Origin of the sequence: Streptomyces mangrovi, from assembly GCF_900114215.1 — a bacterium.
GTDB classification, from domain to species: Bacteria; Actinomycetota; Actinomycetes; order Streptomycetales; family Streptomycetaceae; genus Streptomyces; species Streptomyces barkulensis.
The window spans coordinates 194622-212732 of the sequence record NZ_FOSG01000006.1 but is presented as its reverse complement, the minus strand read 5'-3'; the positions used below and the strand labels follow the sequence as shown (position 1 = coordinate 212732).

General features: G+C 72.6%; 14 protein-coding genes and 1 pseudogene. 5 read left to right on the top strand and 10 right to left on the bottom strand.

Translation table 11 applies throughout. The features are described from left to right. Positions 1-63: 63 nt before the first annotated feature. Positions 64-1017 (bottom strand): alpha/beta fold hydrolase, encoded by a 954-nt coding sequence (locus BM237_RS11045; RefSeq protein ID WP_093849393.1) that lies wholly within the window; start codon positions 1015-1017, stop codon positions 64-66. Positions 1018-1300: 283 nt separating this feature from the next. Further along, positions 1301-1975, bottom strand: a complete 675-nt coding sequence (locus BM237_RS11040) for a DUF4230 domain-containing protein (RefSeq protein WP_093849392.1) — start codon at positions 1973-1975, stop codon at positions 1301-1303. A gap of 338 nt (positions 1976-2313) precedes the next feature. Here BM237_RS11040 and BM237_RS11035 point away from each other — a divergent pair, with 338 nt between their 5' ends. Genes BM237_RS11035 through BM237_RS11025 form a run of 3 tightly spaced genes read left to right on the top strand, consistent with a single transcriptional unit; the run spans position 2314 to position 4093 of the window. Continuing rightward, positions 2314-3039 (top strand): nucleotidyltransferase family protein, encoded by a 726-nt coding sequence (locus tag BM237_RS11035; RefSeq protein ID WP_093849391.1) that lies wholly within the window; start codon positions 2314-2316, stop codon positions 3037-3039. Further along, the gene (locus BM237_RS11030; protein WP_093849390.1) at positions 3036-3332 is read left to right on the top strand and encodes a BON domain-containing protein; all 297 of its coding nucleotides are present in this window, start codon (positions 3036-3038) and stop codon (positions 3330-3332) included. The genes BM237_RS11035 and BM237_RS11030 overlap by 4 nt, the downstream gene beginning before the upstream one ends. After that, positions 3329-4093 (top strand): metallophosphoesterase family protein, encoded by a 765-nt coding sequence (locus BM237_RS11025; RefSeq protein WP_093849389.1) that lies wholly within the window; start codon positions 3329-3331, stop codon positions 4091-4093. The genes BM237_RS11030 and BM237_RS11025 overlap by 4 nt, the downstream gene beginning before the upstream one ends. A gap of 26 nt (positions 4094-4119) precedes the next feature. Here the strand turns inward: BM237_RS11025 and BM237_RS11020 are convergent, their stop codons facing one another. After that, positions 4120-4905 carry a VOC family protein gene (locus BM237_RS11020; protein WP_245793544.1) on the bottom strand — a complete coding sequence of 262 codons (786 nt, stop codon included), beginning with the start codon at positions 4903-4905 and terminating at the stop codon, positions 4120-4122. 187 nt (positions 4906-5092) lie between these two features. Then, positions 5093-5455, bottom strand: a pseudogene (locus BM237_RS11015) (SDR family oxidoreductase); the annotation flags it as partial. Between the two features lie 175 nt (positions 5456-5630). Between BM237_RS11015 and BM237_RS11010 the strand changes: the two are divergent. Then, entirely contained in the window at positions 5631-5981 is a 351-nt protein-coding gene (locus BM237_RS11010; RefSeq protein ID WP_093849388.1) for a chaplin, read from the top strand. A 117-nt stretch (positions 5982-6098) separates the two neighbouring features. On the opposite strand, the gene BM237_RS11005 is transcribed toward BM237_RS11010, so the two are convergent. Beyond that, positions 6099-6986: a LacI family DNA-binding transcriptional regulator gene (locus BM237_RS11005; protein WP_093849387.1), complete on the bottom strand. Its 888-nt coding sequence runs from the start codon at positions 6984-6986 to the stop codon at positions 6099-6101. Continuing rightward, a complete protein-coding gene (locus BM237_RS11000) occupies positions 6983-9484 on the bottom strand; it encodes a glycoside hydrolase family 2 protein (RefSeq protein WP_093849386.1) in 2502 nt (833 codons plus the stop codon). The genes BM237_RS11005 and BM237_RS11000 overlap by 4 nt, the downstream gene beginning before the upstream one ends. A 231-nt stretch (positions 9485-9715) precedes the next feature. Between BM237_RS11000 and BM237_RS10995 the strand changes: the two genes are divergently transcribed. Next, positions 9716-11914: an alpha-galactosidase gene (locus BM237_RS10995; RefSeq protein WP_093849385.1), complete on the top strand. Its 2199-nt coding sequence runs from the start codon at positions 9716-9718 to the stop codon at positions 11912-11914. A 67-nt stretch (positions 11915-11981) separates the two neighbouring features. Here the strand turns inward: BM237_RS10995 and BM237_RS10990 are convergent, their stop codons facing one another. The 4 genes from BM237_RS10990 to BM237_RS10975 all read right to left on the bottom strand — a co-directional run bounded on the left by BM237_RS10990 (position 11982) and on the right by BM237_RS10975 (position 17773). Next, positions 11982-13004, bottom strand: a complete 1023-nt coding sequence (locus tag BM237_RS10990; protein ID WP_093849384.1) for an ABC transporter ATP-binding protein — start codon at positions 13002-13004, stop codon at positions 11982-11984. Beyond that, on the bottom strand, positions 13001-14974 hold the full coding sequence (locus tag BM237_RS10985; RefSeq protein WP_245793543.1) for a dipeptide/oligopeptide/nickel ABC transporter permease/ATP-binding protein: 1974 nt from the start codon (positions 14972-14974) through the stop codon (positions 13001-13003). Before BM237_RS10985 ends, BM237_RS10990 begins: the two co-directional genes overlap by 4 nt. Before the next feature lie 19 nt (positions 14975-14993). Next, positions 14994-15983, bottom strand: a complete 990-nt coding sequence (locus BM237_RS10980) for an ABC transporter permease (RefSeq protein ID WP_093849383.1) — start codon at positions 15981-15983, stop codon at positions 14994-14996. 101 nt (positions 15984-16084) lie between these two features. Next, positions 16085-17773 (bottom strand): ABC transporter substrate-binding protein, encoded by a 1689-nt coding sequence (locus BM237_RS10975; protein ID WP_093849382.1) that lies wholly within the window; start codon positions 17771-17773, stop codon positions 16085-16087. Positions 17774-18111 lie beyond the last annotated feature (338 nt).

Genomic DNA, 18111 nt, shown 5'->3' with positions numbered 1-18111 from the left:
CCTCACACGGTGTCAGGGTCAAGCCCGGACGGCGCGGGTGGCCCGGAGGGGGCGTGAGCGGCTTCAGCCACCGAGCTCGGAACCGTCCGCTCCGGGGCCCGGGGAGGCCGCGGAGGAGGCGGGAGCGCCGGGGGCGGTGACGCGGTCGTCCGCGCGGGCGGCGTTGCGGGCGATGGCGTCGGCCAGGAGCGGCCAGAGCTGTTCGGGCAGGTCGTGCCCCATGCCGGGGATCACCAGGAGCTCGGCGCCGGGGATCGCGCCCGCCGTCGCCTCGCCGCCGCCACGGTCGATGAGGGGGTCGTCGGCACCGTGGACGACCAGCGTCGGAGCGGTGACGGCCCGCAGGTGCGGCGTACGGTCGGGCGAGGCCAGGATCGCGGCGTACTGGCGGGCGAAGCCGTCGGACCGGGGGGACCGGTCGTAGGCGGCCTCGGCTCGCTCGCGCAGTTCCTCGGGGGCGGTCGGGTAGCCGGGCGATCCGAGGACGGAGAAGGAGCGCACGCCCTGCTCCCCCGCCTCCCGCCGGTCGCGGGGCGGCGGTGCCGCCAGCGCGGCCAGCGCCTCGGGGGTGCCCCGGCCGACGGAGCGGTCCCCGGTGGTGGACATGATCGAGCACAGCGAGCGCACCCGCGAGGGGTGGTCGATCGCGAACTGCTGGGCGATCATGCCGCCCATCGAGGCTCCGACGACGTGCGCGGCGTCGATCTCCAGGGCGTCGAGCAGGCCCGCGGCGTCCCGGGCCATGTCGGCGACGCGGTAGGGGGCTGTGGAGGTGTCGCCCGCCAGGACGGCTCGGATGTCCGGGGGCGGGCAGTCGTCCAGGAAGGTGGACAGGCCGCAGTCGCGGTTGTCGTAGCGGACGACGTGGAAGCCCCGGTCGGCGAGCGCCCCGCAGAAGTTCGGGTGCCAGGCGGTCATCTGGGTGCCGAGGCCCATGATGAGCAGCAGTACCGGCCCGTCCGGGTCGCCGAAGGTGTCGTACTCCAGTTCCATCCCGTTGGACAGGGCGCGTGGCATGTGTTCCTCCTCGGCGGGGCCCGGCCGGGGCCGGGGCGGTCGGCTTCCGCGGCCGTCGGGCGGTCCGCCGCCTGTCGCCGGGCCGTACGGCGGGCCCGCCGGGCGGGAGCTGCCTACCAGCCGGTCGGTACGATAGCGGGGCCGCGCCCCGGAGGGAACGGAGCAGGCCTCCCCGGCCGGACGGCTTTCCGGGCCGTACGGTTCTCCGGGCCGGCCCCGCGTCGGCCCGCGTCCGCCCCCTGCCGGCCGGTGCGCACCGGCCGAGACACGGTGGCGCCCGCGTTCAGCCGCGCCCGCCGTCCTCCCCTCCGAAGGTCACCGAGACCCGCTCGAACCCCAGGGAACGCAGCAGGTTCTCCAGCATGTCCTCGGTGTTCGCCTCGGCCCGCTTCGCCAGCCCGCTCTCCTTCGCGGCCTCTGCGATGTGCTCGGCCGCGAGCCGGTGGACCTCCCGCTCGTCGCCCGGGTTGTCGGAGAAGAGGTCGCCGAGCCGGTCGAGCAGGCCGCGCTCCTTGGTGACGGCGTACGAGCGCTCGACGTCCAGCGCGGGCTTCTCCAGCCGGGCGTGCGGCAGCCGCACCGTGGCGCTCCTGCGGTCGTCGGTGACCGTGACGGCCTCCTCGCCGAGACCGCCGAGGTCCACGTACGCGCCGACGCTGCCCGTGCCGACGAACAGCGTCCGACTGCCGCGTACCGCGTCCGGCAGGAACTTCGCGTCCTTGTCCAGGTCGACGACCACCTGGAAGGTGCCGGAGGCCCCCTCGTAGCGGCTCATGTCCCTGAGGGACTTCAGCACCGCGGGGCCGGTGCGGTCCTCGGTCTCGGTGGCGAACGGGTTCCTCAGTTCGGGCAGGATGCGCAGCTGCCCGGCCAGCAGCACTCCGGCCAGCAGGAGGACCACCAGGAGGAGCGGGGTGATCCATCTCGGGGAGACCGTGGATCTGTCGGGGCGGGCCATCTGCGTGCACCTCCGTCTGCGGCGGGAGACTCCGTCAGGTGGGGTTGTTCCCCGAAACTACCCCGGCATGGCAGGGAGTTGACTCCGCGCCGGACAGCGGGCGGTCCCGTCCGCCCTTTCCCGTGGCGCGATTCCACGGGCGCGTCCGCTCCGCTCCGCCGGCGGGAACGCCCGTTCCGTTCCGCCCGCCCCGGAGCGCCCGGTATCGGCCGGTATCGATCGGACGACGGCGGGTACCGGTGCTCTCGTGGACGCCCCCGGCCTCCCCGGCCGTACGGCCGGGGAGGCCGGCACCCGGCGGCGGGGAACGACGAGACGACCTGGAGAGCGGAGTGACTGTGACCGAGCATCCGGGCGAGGCGGCACCGGCCGAGCGGAACGCGCCGGCCGCCCCGCGCCCGGCGACCGGACGGGACGGCGGGCCCGGCGGGCAGGAGGGCGGGCGGGGCCGCCTGGACGCCGACGCGGGACTCGAGGAGCTGCCCCCCGACCTCACCCAGGCCATTCTGGAGGCCACCAAGCAGGTGGCCTCCCTGCTGAAGGGCGCCGGACACCCCTTCGCCCTGGCGGGCAGCGTCGCCGTCTACGCCCACGGCGGCCCGGGGAACCTCCAGCACGACGCCGACTTCTGCGTCCTGCCCGAGGACGCCGACGCGGTGGCCGCCACGCTCCGCGACGCCGGGCTGGAGGTGTACACCCCTCCGGAGGACTGGCTGCTCAAGGCCCGGTGCATGGGCCAGGACATCGATCTGATCTTCGAGCTGGCGCGGCAGCCGGTGACCCGCGAACTGCTGGGACGGGCCGAGGAACTGCCCGTGGAGTCGGTCCGCATGCCCGTGCTGTCGGTGACCGACCTGCTCGCCGGCCTGCTGAACGCCTTCACCGAGCACCACTGCGACTTCGGCGCCGTGCTGCCGATCGCGCGGGCCCTGCGGGAGAAGGTCGACTGGCCCCGGGTGCGGCGCGAGTGCGGAGCGGCGTCGATGCCGGACGCCTTTCTCTACCTGCTGGAACGTCTGCAGGTCATCTCGCCGCAGGACGACGACCGTGGAGGACTGTCATGACGGACCACGACACCGGCCGAAGCGGCCGGGGAGGCCGGGAAGGCGGCGCGGACAACACCGAGTACCGCATCGCCCATCTGCAGGAGAGGCTCGTGCGCGAGGAGGTCGCCGAACTCGGCATGCGCATCGAGTCCCGCGGCGGCACGGTGGTCGTCAGCGGCACCGTCCCCACCGCCGAGTGCCGCGACACCGTCGTGCGCGTCGCGAAGGAGGAACTGGGCGGCACACCGGTGCGGACCGACATCGTCGTGGCCGACCCCACCGCCCCCGACCGTCCTGAGGAGCTGGCATGATCCGCGTCGCGGCCGTCGGTGACATCCACATGGGGCCGGACAGCAGGGGGGTGCTGCGCCCCGCCTTCGAGACCCTGCCCGACCGCGCCGACCTCCTGCTGCTCGCCGGGGACCTGACCCGCCACGGCACGCCCGAGGAGATGCGGGTCGTCGCCGAGGAGGTCGCGGATCTGCGGGTGCCGGTGATCGCCGTGCTGGGCAACCACGACCACCAGGACGAGCGCCCCGAGGAGGTCACCGCCGTGCTGCGGGACGCGGGCGTGACCGTCCTGGAGGGCGGGGGGACGGTCGTGGACGTGGACGGCACCCGTGTCGGCGTCGCGGGGACCAAGGGGTTCGGCGGAGGGTTCGCCGGGCGCAGCGGCGGCGAGTTCGGCGAGCCGATCATGAAGGAGTTCATCCGCTACACCCGCCGCCGCGCGGACGGTCTGCGGGCATCGCTGGAGGAGCTGGACCGGCGGGGGTGCGCCGTACGGATCGCCCTGACGCACTTCTCCCCCGTGCCCGACACCCTCGCCGGCGAGCCACTGGAGATCTATCCCTTCCTGGGCAGCTACCTGCTGGCCGAGGCGGTGGACTCGGCGGGCGCCGACCTGGCCGTCCACGGGCACGCCCACGCGGGTACCGAGCACGGTCTGACCAGTGGCGGGGTGCGGGTGCGCAACGTCGCCCAGCCGGTCATCCGGCGCGCCTTCGCGGTGTACCACCTGGAGTCCGGCACGGAACGCGGAACCGGGGCGCTGGCCGGGGCCTCCCGCTGAGCAGCCGCCGCGCCCGCCCCACGAACTCAGGGCGCCCGGTTCTCGACCGAGAACAGGGCGCCCTGCGGGTCCCGGACGACCGCCTGCCGCCCCGAGGGGGTGTCGGCCGGTGCGGAGACCACCTCGGCGCCCAGTGCCTCCGCCTTCACCGCCGCCGCGTCCACGTCCTCGACGCGGAAGTGGACGTGCCAGTGCGGCCGCACCCGCGGGTCGGGCGCGTCCTCCACCGCTCCGCCGCTCAGGCCCGCCACGGTGCGCCTGTCGATGCGCAGGATCACCCGGTCGTGCTCGTAGCGGATGTCGTAGCGCTCGGGGTCCCCCTTGTCCCAGCCGAACACCTCGCCGTAGAAGAGCGCGGCGGCGAAGGCGTCGCGGGTGAGCAGTTCCAGCCAGGAGGGGGCGTTGATCCTGCTCCCGGCCTGCCACTCCGGGTCGATGCCGCCCTCCCAGATCCCGAAGACCGCCCCCGCCGGGTCGGCCGCCCACGCCACCCGGCCGGAGGCGAACCGCACCGGTCCCACGGCGACGGTCGCCCCTCGTTCGCGCACCCGCCCGGCCGCGACGTCGACGCTGTCGGAGGCGAAGTACGCCGTCCAGGAGGTGAGGGTGCGCAGGCTGTCCTTGGCCTCGCCCAGCCCGGCGACGGGGACGTCCCCGGCCAGCGCGACCACGTAGTGGCCGAGCCGCTGCGAGCCCGGCCGGTACCGCCAGCCGAAGAGTTCGCCGTAGAAGTTCTGCGCGGCTTCCAGGTTGGGAGCCAGCAGGGTGACCCAGCAGGGCGCGCCCTGCGGCACGCTCTCGGTCTCCGTCACGGCCGATCACCACACCGTCTCTCGTCCGGGCCGTTCTGTCAGGCCGTTCTGCCGGGCCGTCATGTCCAGGCTGTTCCGTCCGGCCTGTTCCGTCCGGGATGTCCTGAACCGATGCTGCCCCTTCACTGCGCCCGGGGGAAACCGGCGTCCACCAACCGGAGCAACGGCCGTCTTCGGCGGGGGCCGTTCAGGGCCGGCGCCAGGAGTCGCTCTCCAGATGGGAGCCGGCCTGCGGCCCCATCCGCAGTATGCCGCCGTCGACCGCCCACGACGCGCCGGTGACGTAGGCGGCGTCCGGCCCGGCGAGGAAGGCGACCACGGCCGCCACCTCGCGGGCGTCGCCGGGCCGCCCCGCGGGGATGCCGGGCCGCTTCTCGGTGGTCACGTCGGTGTCCTCCCGGCCGGTCATCGGCGTGGCGATCTCCCCGGGCGCGACGGCGTTGACGGTGATCGCGTGGGCGGCCAGTTCCAGGACCATGACCTGGGTGAGCAGTCCGAGCCCGCCCTTGGCCGCGCAGTAGGGCGCGGCCCCCACCCGCGGCTGGGAAACCGCCGTGTATCCGGCGGCCGGGGCCGCCCGGACCGCCCGGACCGCCTTCCGACGCACTGTTTGACCACCGTTCGGCCTAATCGCGGTGACCTCCGGGACGGCCGGGCGTTGGTCACGGCACCACCGCCTCCAGTCGGGCGGACGGGTGTTTGTTCGCTATAAGGAGTGACTCTTCATGTCGCGTATTGCCAAGGCTGTCGCCGTGACGGCCGCCGCCGGTGCCGCTCTGGCCGGTTCCGCCGGAGTCGCCGCCGCCGACGCCGGGGCGCAGGGCGCCGCCATCGGCTCCCCGGGCGTCGTCTCCGGCAATGTCATCCAGGTGCCGGTCCACATCCCGGTCAACGCCTGTGGCAACACCGTCAACGTCGTCGGCCTGCTGAACCCGGCGTTCGGCAACACCTGCGTCAACGGGAACCAGCACCAGGCCAAGAAGCACCACGCCAAGAAGGACCAGGCCAAGAAGGATCACGGCAAGAAGCACCACAAGAAGAAGGACCACGGCAAGAAGCACCACGGCAGCCGCTGACCGCGCAGCCGACCGCGTCCGGATTCGGAAGAACCTCCGGGGAGGAGGCCCGTACGAAGGGTCTCCTCCCCGGAGGTCTTCCGTTTCCCCTCCCCCGCGTCCCGCTCCGAAGCGGCGTCAGGCGGTGGAGGGGACCGTGTGGCGCGCGGTGCTGCCCCGGGGCACGCACCGGGCGGTGGGCGACCACCGCTCGGCGACCGGGAGGCCGTCGACCAGTTCCAGCACCGACTCGGCCACCAGCACGCCGTACTGGTGCACGTCCACGCTCATGGTGGTCAGCGGCGGCGATGCCAGGCGGCACATCGTCGAGTCGTCCCAGGCGATCAGGCTGAGCCGCTCGGGAACGGCGACGCCCATCTCCCTGGCCGCGCCCAGACCGGCGACCGCCATCACGTCGTTGTCGTAGAGGATCGCGGTGGGCGGCTCCGGCCGGCGCAGCAGCTCCGTGGTGAGCCTGGCCCCCGACTCGTCGGAGTAGTCCCCCTCGACGACCACCGGATCGATGCCGGCCTCCCGGCATCCCTCGACCAGCGCCTCGGTGCGGGCCCGGGTGTGCAGCAGGCCCGCCGGCCCACTGACCCGGGCGATACGGCGGTGGCCGAGGTCGAGCAGATGCGCCAGCGCCTCGCGCACCGGCCCCGCGTCGTCGGTGCGGACCGCGGGCATGGGCGTGTCCTCGCCGCTGCCCGCGCCGACCAGGACGGTGGGGAGCCCCAGTTCGCGCAGCACCGGCGGCCGCCGGTCGCCGACGGTGCGGTTGACCACCACGACCGCCTCGACCAGTGCGCGTTCCGCCCAGCGGCGGTAGGCGGCGATCTCGGCCTCCTGGTCCGCCACGACGTGCAGCAGGAGGGACAGGCCGCGCTCGGCGAGGCGCTCCTCGATGCCGGCGATGAACTCCATGAAGAACGGCTCGACGCCCAGCAGCCGCGCGGGACGCGCGAGCACCAGCCCGACGGCTCCCGAGAAGCCGGCGCCCGCCGTCCCGGTGTGTTCAGCGTTCATTCAGAACGCACCGCCGGAGCGCTCAGGGCGTTGGCGGAGCGCAGCACCGGCGGCTCCGTCAGCGCGGCGGGGTCGATGCCGGCCCCGGTCCGCACGGTGAAGGACCGGCTCTCCCCGGCGAGCAGGGGCACCAGCATCTCGTCCACGACCGCGTCGGGGGCGACCCGGTCGGCCAGGATCGCGACGTCGCGCGCGAACGACGAGGCGCTCACGTCCACCCGGTAGCCGCCCGGCACGGCGACGGCCTCGGCCTTGAGCGGCGCGGGATCGTAGTCCAGCTCCACGTCCTCGGCGAAGAGGTGCACGGCGCGTGCGTCCGGCGCGGTGGCCACCAGCACCTCCCTGCGTGCGTCGTCCGGGCTGACCAGTGACGTGTCCAGTCCGGTGCGGGTGACCGAGCGGGGCGGCACGTCGAGGGAAAGCTTAACGCTCCGCAGTACGACGCCCGCGAAGGTCTGCCGCTCCAGGAGCAGCTCGCCCCTCCAGGGCTCGTCGTGGTCGTTGACCGCGATCAGGGCGGGCCGGCCGTCGCGGGGCTGGACGGTCAGCAGCCGGGGGGCGTAGGCGTGGCGCAGCCCGTACCACAGCGGCTTGGGCCGCTCGTCGCCGTCCACCGCCGCCCAGGAGGTGACCGGCCAGCAGTCGTTGAGCTGCCAGACCACCGATCCGGCCGTCCGCGGCCACCAGGAGCGGAAGTGCTCGATGCCGAAGGCGACCGCGCGGGCCTGGTTGAGCTGGGTCGCCCAGTGCCAGTCATCGAAGCCGCCCGGCTCGGGCAGATGGGGGGCCATGCCGCGGGCGAGCTTGTCGTTGCCCTCCTCGGCCTTCTGGTGCAGCAGGAAGGCGGGCGAGGTGGGTGTCATCGGCTCGTCGTGGACCCACTTGGTCAAAGTCGCCCACGTCGGGGGCCCCTGGAAGCCGAACTCCGAGCAGAACCGCGGGATGTGGTCGCGGTAGTGGGTGTAGTCGACGCGGTTCCACACCTCCCACTCGTGCCGGGTTCCGTGGTCCTGGTCGTTGGGGTGGATCCCGTCGACCGGCGCCCCGGGGTTGTAGGGGCTGTTGGCGCTGTAGAAGCGGGTCGGGTCGAGTTCGGCCACGATGGAGGGCAGCAGTTCGGTGTAGTAGCGCAGGCCCCAGGTGCGGCCCTTCAGCTGCTCGGGCCAGCCCCAGTCGCGAAAGCCCCACATGTTCTCGTTGGCACCGTTCCACAGGGCCAGGGAGGGGTGCGGGGCCAGGCGGGCGACGTTCTCGCGGGCCTCGGCCTCCACCTCGCTCCACAGCGGCTCCTCCTCGGGGTAGGAGGCGCAGGCGAAGGGGAAGTCCTGCCAGACCAGGACGCCGCGCTCGTCGCAGACGTCGTAGAAGTCCTCGGTCTCGTAGATGCCGCCGCCCCACACCCGCAGCAGGTTCATATGGGCGCCGACGGCCTGGTCCACGCGGCGCTCGATCCGCTCGCGGGTGATCCGGGTCAGGAAGTGGTCGTCGGGGATCCAGTTGGCGCCCTTGACGAAGACGGGCCTGCCGTTGACGACGACGGTGAAAGGGGTGCCGATCTCGTCGGGCGCGGTGTCCACCGTGACGGTCCGGAAGCCGATGCGGCGCTCCCAGGCGTCCAGCGGCTCCCGGGAGCCCGTCCGACCCGGGGCTCCGAGGGTCACGGTGAGTCCGTACAGGGGCTGGTCGCCGTATCCGGCGGGCCACCACAGGCGGGCGCCGGGCACGGTGACGGTGACGGTCGCGGCCGTCTCGCCCGCGGGTACGGTGACGCGCTCGGTGCGGCCGTCCACGGTGGCGGTCAGCTCCAGGGGGACGTCTCCGGCGGCACCGCCCAGGCCGGAGCGTTCGACGTCGACGTGGATCTCGGCGCGCCCGGTGCCGTCGGCGTCCACCGTCACCAGCGGGCGCACCCCGGCCAGACGGGCGGTGTGCCAGCGCTCCAGGCGCACCGGCTTCCAGATGCCCGCGGTCTGCAGGTCCGGTCCCCAGTCCCAGCCGAAGCTGCAGGCCATCTTGCGGACCATGTTGAAGGGGTGCGGGTAGACGTGGTCCCGGCGGCCGAGACCGCGCTCGACCTCCTCGGCGTACTCCAGTGCGGAGCGGAAGGAGACGGCCAGTTCCTGGGCGCCGCCGGTCAGGGCGCCGCGGACGTCGAAGCGGTGGGCGCGGTGCATGTTGGCCGTGCTGCCCAGCACCTTCCCGTCCAGCTCGATGGTGGCCACGGTGTCCAGGCCGTCGAAGACGAGGTCCACCCGCTCCTTCGGCCCCGCGGGACCGGCCGTGAGGGCCAGCGTGTAGCGCCAGTCGGTGCGGTGGGCCCAGACCAGCTCCTCCTCGGCGCGGTCCAGGTAGGGGTCGGGGATCAGACCGGCCGCGAGCAGGTCCAGGTGGGCGCTGCCCGGCACGGCGGCCGGCACGGTCCGGCCCACGACGTCTGCGGGGACCGGCCCCCCGGCCGCCGACAACTGCCAGCCGTCGTGCAGGGTTTGGCGGATCATCGGCGCTCACTCCTCGGTCGGCTCCGCGGCGCGGAGCGGCTGGTCTGCGAAGGCGTCCGGGAACGGACGGAAGGCAGGGGGCGGGGGGCGGGAACGGACGTGGGAACGCGGCGGCCTCCGGTGGATTTCTTCCCGGCGGGCCGAGTATCGTCGCCCGAGATTCTTACGCCACCGAACAAAGTAAGTCAACGGCGCCTCCGGCGCCGGCCTGGCCAGGACGGAGACACCACCGTGACATCACGTTCCGCTCCCCTCCCCCTCGATGTGACGCATCTGCGGGCGGCCGGCGTCAGCCTCGTGCTGGACCTGGCCGGCGGCACCCTTCCGCGGGTCCTGCACTGGGGCGCCGACCTCGGTCCGCTCACTCCCGGGGAGCTGGGCTCCCTGCGGCTGGCCGGGGCGCCGCAGCCCATCGGCTTCTCCGTCGACGGCCCGGTCGAGGTCTCCGTGCTGCCCGAGCAGTCGGCCGGCTGGCTGGGCACCCCCGGTGTGGTGGGCAACCGGGGCGGCCGGGACTTCTCCACCGCCTTCGCCGTCCGCGAGGCCACCCTCACCGGGCCCGCGCAGGGGTCCCGCTCCCCCGGCGGCGAGGGCGGCGGCACCGTCACCGTTCTCGCCCGCGACGAGGCCGCGGCCCTGGAGGTGGAGCTGGTGATCGAGCTGACCGCCTCCGGGCTGGTGCGCCAGCGCGCCACGGTCGCCAACCGCGGCTCCTCCCCCTTCGCCGTCGACGCCGTGAACCTCATGCTGCCGGTGCCCGCCGAGGCCGCCGAACTGCTGGACTTCACCGGGCACCACCTGCGCGAACGCAGCCCGCAGCGCACCGCCTTCACCCAGGGCCTGCGGATGCGGGAGAACCGCACCGGCCGCACCGGCTACGACAGCGCCTACCTGCTGGCCGCGGGCACCACGGGCTTCGGCGACCGTTCGGGCGAGGTGTGGGCCGTGCACACCGCGTGGTCCGGCAACCACCGCACCTTCGCCGAGCGCACCTTCCACTCGGTGTCACTGCTGGGCTCGGGCGAACTGCTGCTGTCCGGCGAGGTGGTGCTGGAGCCCGGTCGGTCCTACGCCTCCCCCTGGCAGTACGGCTCCTACGGGCGGCACGGCCTGGACGAGGTCTCCGCCCGCTTCCACCGCTGGCTGCGCTCCCGCCCGCACCACCCCGCCACCCCTCGGCCGGTCACCCTCAACACCTGGGAGGCGGTCTACTTCGACCACGACCCGGACCGGCTGCGCGCCCTGGCCGACGCCGCCGCCGCGGTGGGGGCCGAGCGCTTCGTCCTGGACGACGGCTGGTTCGGCGCACGCCGCGACGACCGGCGGGCCCTGGGCGACTGGTACGTCTCGGACGAGGTGTGGCCTCACGGGCTGAGCCCGCTGACCGACCATGTCACCGGTCTGGGCATGCAGTTCGGCCTCTGGGTCGAGCCGGAGATGATCAACGAGGACTCCGAGCTGGCCCGCGCCCACCCCGACTGGATCATGGCCGCCGGCGACCGGCTGCCCGGCGCGGCCCGCCACCAGCAGGTGCTCGACCTGGCCCGCCCGGAGGCGTTCGCACACATCCTCCGGCGCCTGGACGAGCTGCTGCAGGCATATCCGATCACGTATCTGAAGTGGGACCACAACCGGGATCTGGTGGACGCCGGGCACCGGCCCACCGGCCGCGCCGGCGTGCACGGCCAGACCCTGGCGGTCCACCGGCTGATGGACGAGCTGCGCCGCCGCCACCCCGGGGTGGAGATCGAGTCCTGCTCCTCCGGCGGCGGACGGGTGGACCTGGAGATCCTCCGGCGCACCGACCGGGTGTGGGTCTCGGACTGCATCGACGCCCTGGAGCGCCAGACCATCCAGCGCTGGACGAACGCCCTGATCCCCCTCGAACTCATGGGCACCCATGTGGGGTCGGACGTCGCGCACACCACCGGGCGCCGCCACCCGCTCGACTTCCGGGCGGGCACGGCGCTGTTCGGGCACTTCGGCATCGAGTGGGACCTGACCGCCGCCGCGCCGGAGGAACTGGCGCGGCTGGCGCGGTGGGTGGAGCTCTACAAGGAGCTGCGGGGCCTGCTCCACACCGGCACCTCCGTCCACGCCGACCATCCGGACCCGGCCTGCCGCCTGCACGGCGTGGTCGCCGAGGACGGCTCGGAGGCGGTGTACGCCCTCGTCGCCACCGCCTCCTCCGAGCTGTATCCGCCCGGCCCGGTCCGGCTGCCGGGGCTGGACGCCGACGCCGTCTACCACGTGCGGCCGCAGCCCCCCGGCGATCTGCCGGACGGCAACGCCCACCACTGGGGTGTCCCGCTGCCCTGGTGGACGCCGGAGGGTGTGCGGCTGCCGGGCCGGGTGCTGGCCGCGGCCGGGCTCCGGGCCCCGGTGCTCCACCCCGAGCGGCTGGTGCTGCTGCGCGCGACCCGGGTGTGAGCGGTGCGCGCCGGGAGGGACCGGCCGGCGGTCCCTCCCGGCGCGCCGCCGCGCGGGCGGGCCGTGCCTACGCGGTGGCGGTGCCTCCGGCCGCCGGGCGGGCGCGGCACTGTTCGGCACGGCCCTCCCCGGAGTGCAGCCAGCACTTCGCGTGGTGGTCGTGACCCACCGCGAAGTCCTCCGGCCTGCGGGTGCAGGCCTCGAACGCCACGGGGCAGCGGTCGCGGAAGGCGCAGCCCGGATCGTCGCCGGGAAGGGCGGAGCTGCCCGCCGGCTCGATGCCCGTCGCCTCGGTGAGCCGGGCGCGGTCGCGTGCGTCGGGGTCGGGCGCGGCGGCCGCCAGGATCCTGGTGTACGGGTGTTGCGGGTTGAGGATGACCTCGTCGGCCGGCCCCCTCTCCACCACGCGCCCGCGGTACATCACCAGGATGTCGTCGGAGAAGTGCCGCGCGGTGGCGAGGTCGTGGGTGATGTAGAGGACGGCGAGGTCGTCCTCGCGCTGGAGGCGGGCGAGCAGGTTGAGCACGCCGAGGCGGATGGAGACGTCCAGCATGGAGACCGGCTCGTCGGCGATGACGACCTGGGCCCCGGGCGCCAGGGCCCGGGCGATCGCCACGCGCTGGCGCTGCCCGCCGGACAGTTCGTGGGGGCGGCGCCGGGCGATGTCGGCGGCCGGGGTCAGGTTGACGCGCTCCAGGAGCTGTTCGACCTTCTGCGCGATCTCCGCCTTCCCGCGGGCCCTGCCGTGCAGCTTCAGCGGACGGGCCAGATGGTGCTCGACGGTGTGGAAGGGGTTGAGCGAGGCGAAAGGGTCCTGGAAAACCATCTGGACGTGGTCGCGGTAGGCGCGGTCGGCCACCCGCCCGCCGTCGGGGCCGGTTGCGGTGATCTCGCCCGCGGTGGGCTTCTCCAGACGGGCGATCATGCGGGCGACCGTCGACTTGCCCGACCCGGATTCGCCGACCAGCGCGACCGTCCGGCCGGGGGTCAGGGTGAAGGAAACGTTGTCTACCGCGCGCAGGCGGGAGTGGCGCAGGCCGGAGCGTATGGAGAAGTCCTTGGTCAGGCCGCGTACCTCGAGCGTCGTCATCGCGAGCCCGCCTCCTTCACGATCGTTTCGGTGCCCGTGCCCGTGCCCGTACCTGTGCCCGTGTCAGGACCGGTGCCGGTGCCGGTGCGCTCGCGGGTGCTGGACTCCCCGGTGCGGATGAACGCCCCCCGCTCGCCGGTGAGGCTGGGAAAGGAGTCGAGCAGCCTGCGGGTGTAGGGGTGCCTGGGGGCGCGGTGGATCTCGTCGGCGGTGGCGTACTCGACCACCTCGCCCTCGCGCATGACCGCGATGCGGTCGCTCAGCTCCAGCAGCAGCGGCAGGTCGTGGGTGATGAAGACGACGGCGAAGCCCAGCTCGTCGCGGAAGCGCAGGATCTCCCTCAGGATGCCGCGCTGGACCACCACGTCGAGGGCCGTGGTGGGTTCGTCCATGATCATCACCTGGGGGTCGAGCAGCAGCGCCATGGCGATCATGACACGCTGCCGCATCCCCCCGGACAGCTCGTGCGGGAAGGAGTCCAGCCGGCGCGGGTCCACTCCGACCAGGCGCAGGACCTCGGCGCACCGCTCGCGGCGGGCCCGCGCGGGCATCTCCGGGCGGTGGGTGGTGAGCACGTCCTCCAGCTGGGCCCGGATGGAGATGACCGGGTTCAGGGCGTTCATCGCGCCCTGGAAGACCATCGACAGCTTCGACCAGCGGAAGGCGCGCAACTCCTCCCTGCCCAGGGCGAGCAGATCGAGGTGGGAGCCGTCGCGGTCGTGGAAGACCACCGATCCGGAGGTGACCTCGGCCGGCGGCCGGTGCAGCCGGTTGATCGCGTACGCGAGCGTGGTCTTGCCGCAGCCGGACTCCCCGGCCAGGCCGAGGATCTCGCCGCGGCCGAGGGTGAGCGAGACGTCCTTGACGGCGTGGACGGGCTTCTCGCCCCGGTAGACCACGTCGAGGTTCTCGACGGTCAGAACGGCGTCGCGGCCGGACTCGTCGCGGCCGGGGACGGAACGGGCCGCGGCCGCACGGGTCTTGCGCTCCGCGCTGCCCGCACCCCCGCGGGTGCGGCGGGAGGCGGCCGGGACGGTGCGCAGCTTGGGGTTGATGATCTCGTCGATGCTGAAGTTGATCAGGGAGAGGCCGCAGCCGAACAGCGCGATGACCAGGCCGGGCGGGCCGAACCACCACCACGCCTCCCGCTGGAGGGCGAAACCGTTCTGGGCGTAGTAGAGCATCGTGCCGAGCGTGTCGGAACCGGAGGCGCCCAGGCCCAGGAAGGACAGGCCCGCCTCGCTGAGGATGGCCAGGATGACGGCGAACACGAACTGCGAGGCCATCAGTGGCAGCAGGTTGGGCAGGATCTCCACGGAAACGATTCGCCAGGGCTTCTCGCCCGCCACCTTCGCCGCGGCGACGTAGTCGCGGTTGCGCAGGGAGAGGGTCTGGGCGCGCAGCACCCGGGCGGAGGCCGCCCAGCCGGTGATCGCCAGGACGACCGCGATGGTCCACCAGCCGCGCTGCTCCACGGGGACGAAGCCGGCGATGACGATCACCAGCGGCAGGCCGGGGATCACCAGCATCACGTTGGAGAACAGGGAGAAGCCCTCGTCCACCGCGCCGCCGACGTAGCCGCCGATGACGCCGAAGACCGCCGACAGCACGGTGGCCAGGACGCCCACCAGCAGGCCGATCTGCAGGGAGCCGCAGGTGGAGTGGGCCAGCAGGGCCAGCACGTCCTGGCCGGTCTGGGTGGTGCCCAGCCAGAACTCGCCGCCGGGCGGGGTCATGCTGATGTCGCGGATGGTGTCGGGGTCGCCGGTCAGCACCGGACCGAGGATCCCGAACAGGGCGATGGCGCCCACCAGGCCCAGGCCGATCCCGAGCTTGGGCGACCAGCGCGGCACCAGGGAGCGCCAGCCGCCGGAGCCCGAGCGCCGGGGCACCGGGGAGGCGCCGGTGGTGCCGGCCGGGGTGTCCGGCGCCGCGTCGGCGGCCTCGGCGGGCGGGTTGATGTTCGTCACGGTGTCGGTTCCTCAGCTCTCAGTTGCCGGCGCGGGTGCGGGGGTCGATGAGGCCGTACAGCAGGTCGACGACCAGATTGGCGCCCAGCACGGCCACCGTGATGACCAGGAAGATCCCCTGCATCAGGGCGTAGTCGTTGTTCTCCACGGCCTGCAGCAGCCTCGATCCGATACCGGGGTAGGAGAAGACCTGCTCGGTGATGACCGATCCGGACACCACGAAACCGAGGGAGATCGCGAAGCCGGCCACGGACGGCAGGACCGCGTTGCGCGCGGCGTAGCGGGTCATGATGCGCCGGTCGCGCAGGCCCTTGGCCTGGGCGGTGAGGATGTAGTCCTCCGACACCGTCGAGACCATCATGTTCCGCATCCCCAGCAGCCAGCCGCCCACCGAGGAGATCACGATCGTCAGGGCGGGCAGGATGCCGTGGTAGACCGCCGAGGCGATGAACTCGCCGTCCCAGCCCGGGGTGAGGATCACGTCGTACCCGCCGTTGAGCGGGAACCAGCTCAGGCCCGTGGCGAAGAGGGCGACCAGGATGAGGGCCAGCCAGAAGTACGGCACCGCCGCGAGCACGGTGGTGGCCGGGATGAGCGAGTCCAGCCAGGAGCCGCGCTTCCACCCGACGAGGGCGCCGAGCCCGACGCCGAGCAGGAACGACAGCGCGGTGGCCAGGCCCACCAGCACGATCGTCCAGGGCAGCGCGTCCCCGATGACGGTGGCGACCTCCGCCGGGAAGACGCTCACCGAGACGCCCAGGTCGCCGCGGAACATGTTGGCCAGGTACGAGAGGTACTGGACCACCAGCGGTTCGCCGGTGTCGGTTCCGAGGAGGATCTCGTAGGATCTGCGGACCGACGGGTCGGTCGCGCCGCCCCGCTGTTGCAGCTTCGCCATGAGGGTGTCCACCGGGTTCCCCGGCATCATCCTCGGGATGAAGAAGTTCAGGGTCAGCGCCGCCCACAGGGCGACGAGATAGAACCCGAGCTTCCGGGCGTAGTACCTCACCGATCTCCGCCTATCACTGTCTGCTCCTCCTCGGAACCGTTCACTGCCGTGTCACCACCGCGCCGACCGTCGCGCCGACCGCCGCACCGGCCGTCGGGTCGTCACTTGCCGGCGGGCTTGAGGGCCTTGTAGATCTGGGCCTGGTCGGGACGGCTCCAGACCGCCGGGACGGCGTAGAGGTTGTACTCCGTCGGCCAGCCCTCGAACTTGGAGTCGTGGTATTCGCTGGTGGTGCCGGCGGTGAGGACCGGGATGTAGGGCATGTCCTCCTCGATCCGGGTCTGGATGACGTCGTACTGCCTCTGGCGCTGCTCGGCCGCCTCGGGGGAGAGCTTCTTCAGCTCCTCCAGCGCCCTGTCCACCCGCGGGTCGCTGTAGCGGGCGAAGTTCGGGTTCGCCGTCTCGCCGACCTTCGCGGTGGTCTCGCTGCTGAAGAAGTAGCTGTAGGTGTAGTAGGGGTCGGGCGTCGGCCCGGGGTACAGCGAGTCGATCAGCAGCTGGTACTCGCCCTGCCCGCGGGCCTCGGACCACTCGTTCCAGGAGGACTGCTGGGAGGTCAGCTTGATGCCGGCCTTCTTGAGCTGCTCGGCCATGGTGTCGACGGCGGTGATGTAGTCGGTCCAGCCGGAGACGACCCGGACGGTCAGGGACAGCTTCTTCCCGTCCTTGGCGTAGAAGCCGTCCGGGCCCTTGGTCCAGCCGGCCTGCTCCAGCAGCCGTGTGGCCCTGGAGACGTCCGGCTTCATCGGGGCCAGGTTCTCCTCGAGCTTGTCGGAGACGAGCTCCTCGTTGCTCTCCACCAGCGCGAACCCGGGCGATATCTGGCTGGAGGTGTCCTGGAAGGCCAGCGAGTTGATCTGGGAGCGGTCCATGGCGTAGTAGATCGCCTTGCGCACCGCGGGGTCCGTCTGCGGGCCCTCGCAGCCCATCTCCGCGTCGGAGCAGGTCATCAGGGCGGTCTGGTTGATGGGTACGGTGACGGCCTTGTAGCCCGGGTAGTTCTTCTCCACGTTCTTCATGTCCGGGACCGGGCCGGTCTGCCAGTCGATCTTCCCCGCCTTCAGCGCGTCCGCGCCGGCCTGGTTGCCCGACAGGGCGATGTAGCGGACCTGCCTGACGGCCGGCTCACCGTCCCAGTAGCCGGAGTTGGCCTTGAGGGTGAAGGCCTGGCCCTTGAAGTCGCCCAGCAGGTAGGGGCCGGTGCCGACGGGCTCGGTGACGGTGTTCTTCGAGGGCTCCTCGAAGCCCTTCCAGATGTGCTCGGGGACGATGAAGATCTTGCCCAGGATCTGCGGACCGTCCATGTAGGACGGCTCGTCGAAGGTGATCTTCACATGGGTGTCGTCGACGGCCTCGGCCCTGCCCTTGTAGCCGGTGCCGTTCATCTCCTTGTACTTGGAGATCATGTCCAGTGTGAAGACCACGTCGTCGGCGGTGAACTCCTCGCCGTCCGACCACTTGACGCCCTCGCGCAGGGTCACCGAGAGCTCGGTGCCGTCCTCGTTCCAGGAGTACTCGGTGCCCAGCAGCGGCTCGGCCGGCTCGTCGCGGACCTGGTTGAAGTAGAAGAGCGACTCGAAGATCGTGCCCGCTCCCTCGTTCATGGTCGGCGAGAACGGGTTGAAGTTGGCCTGGTAGTCACCCGCCTGCCCCGTGAAGACCACCAGGGTCTCGTCCTTGGCGCCGCCGCCGCTGCCGCCCGATCCCGAGCAGGCCGTGGCCAGCAGGGCGATCGCGGCCATCCCGGCCGCTGCGACGCGCGCACGGCGGCGTCTTGCTTGCTGGAACATGGTGGATGGTTCCTCTCGTCCTGGAGGGGCACGTCCCTGTGCCGTTCGACCGCCCCGCGGGCGGCGGGTCGCTCAGTGGGGCGATTCTTAAGTCGCCGAAGAAAGAAAGTCAATACTCCTGCGGCGCCACCGGGCCACAGAGACACAAGTGAGACCGGGAGCCGGACGGGGGCCGGGCAGCGACCGGCCGGGCGCCGGGACAGGTACGGGGGAAGAATACGAGGGGAGAGGCCGGGCGGGGGCCGTTCGCGGGAAGAGGCGCCGGACGCCGGAGCGGACGGACACCGGGGGCGGACGGGCACTTGCCCGCCTTCGACAGGTAAATAAACTAACGATTC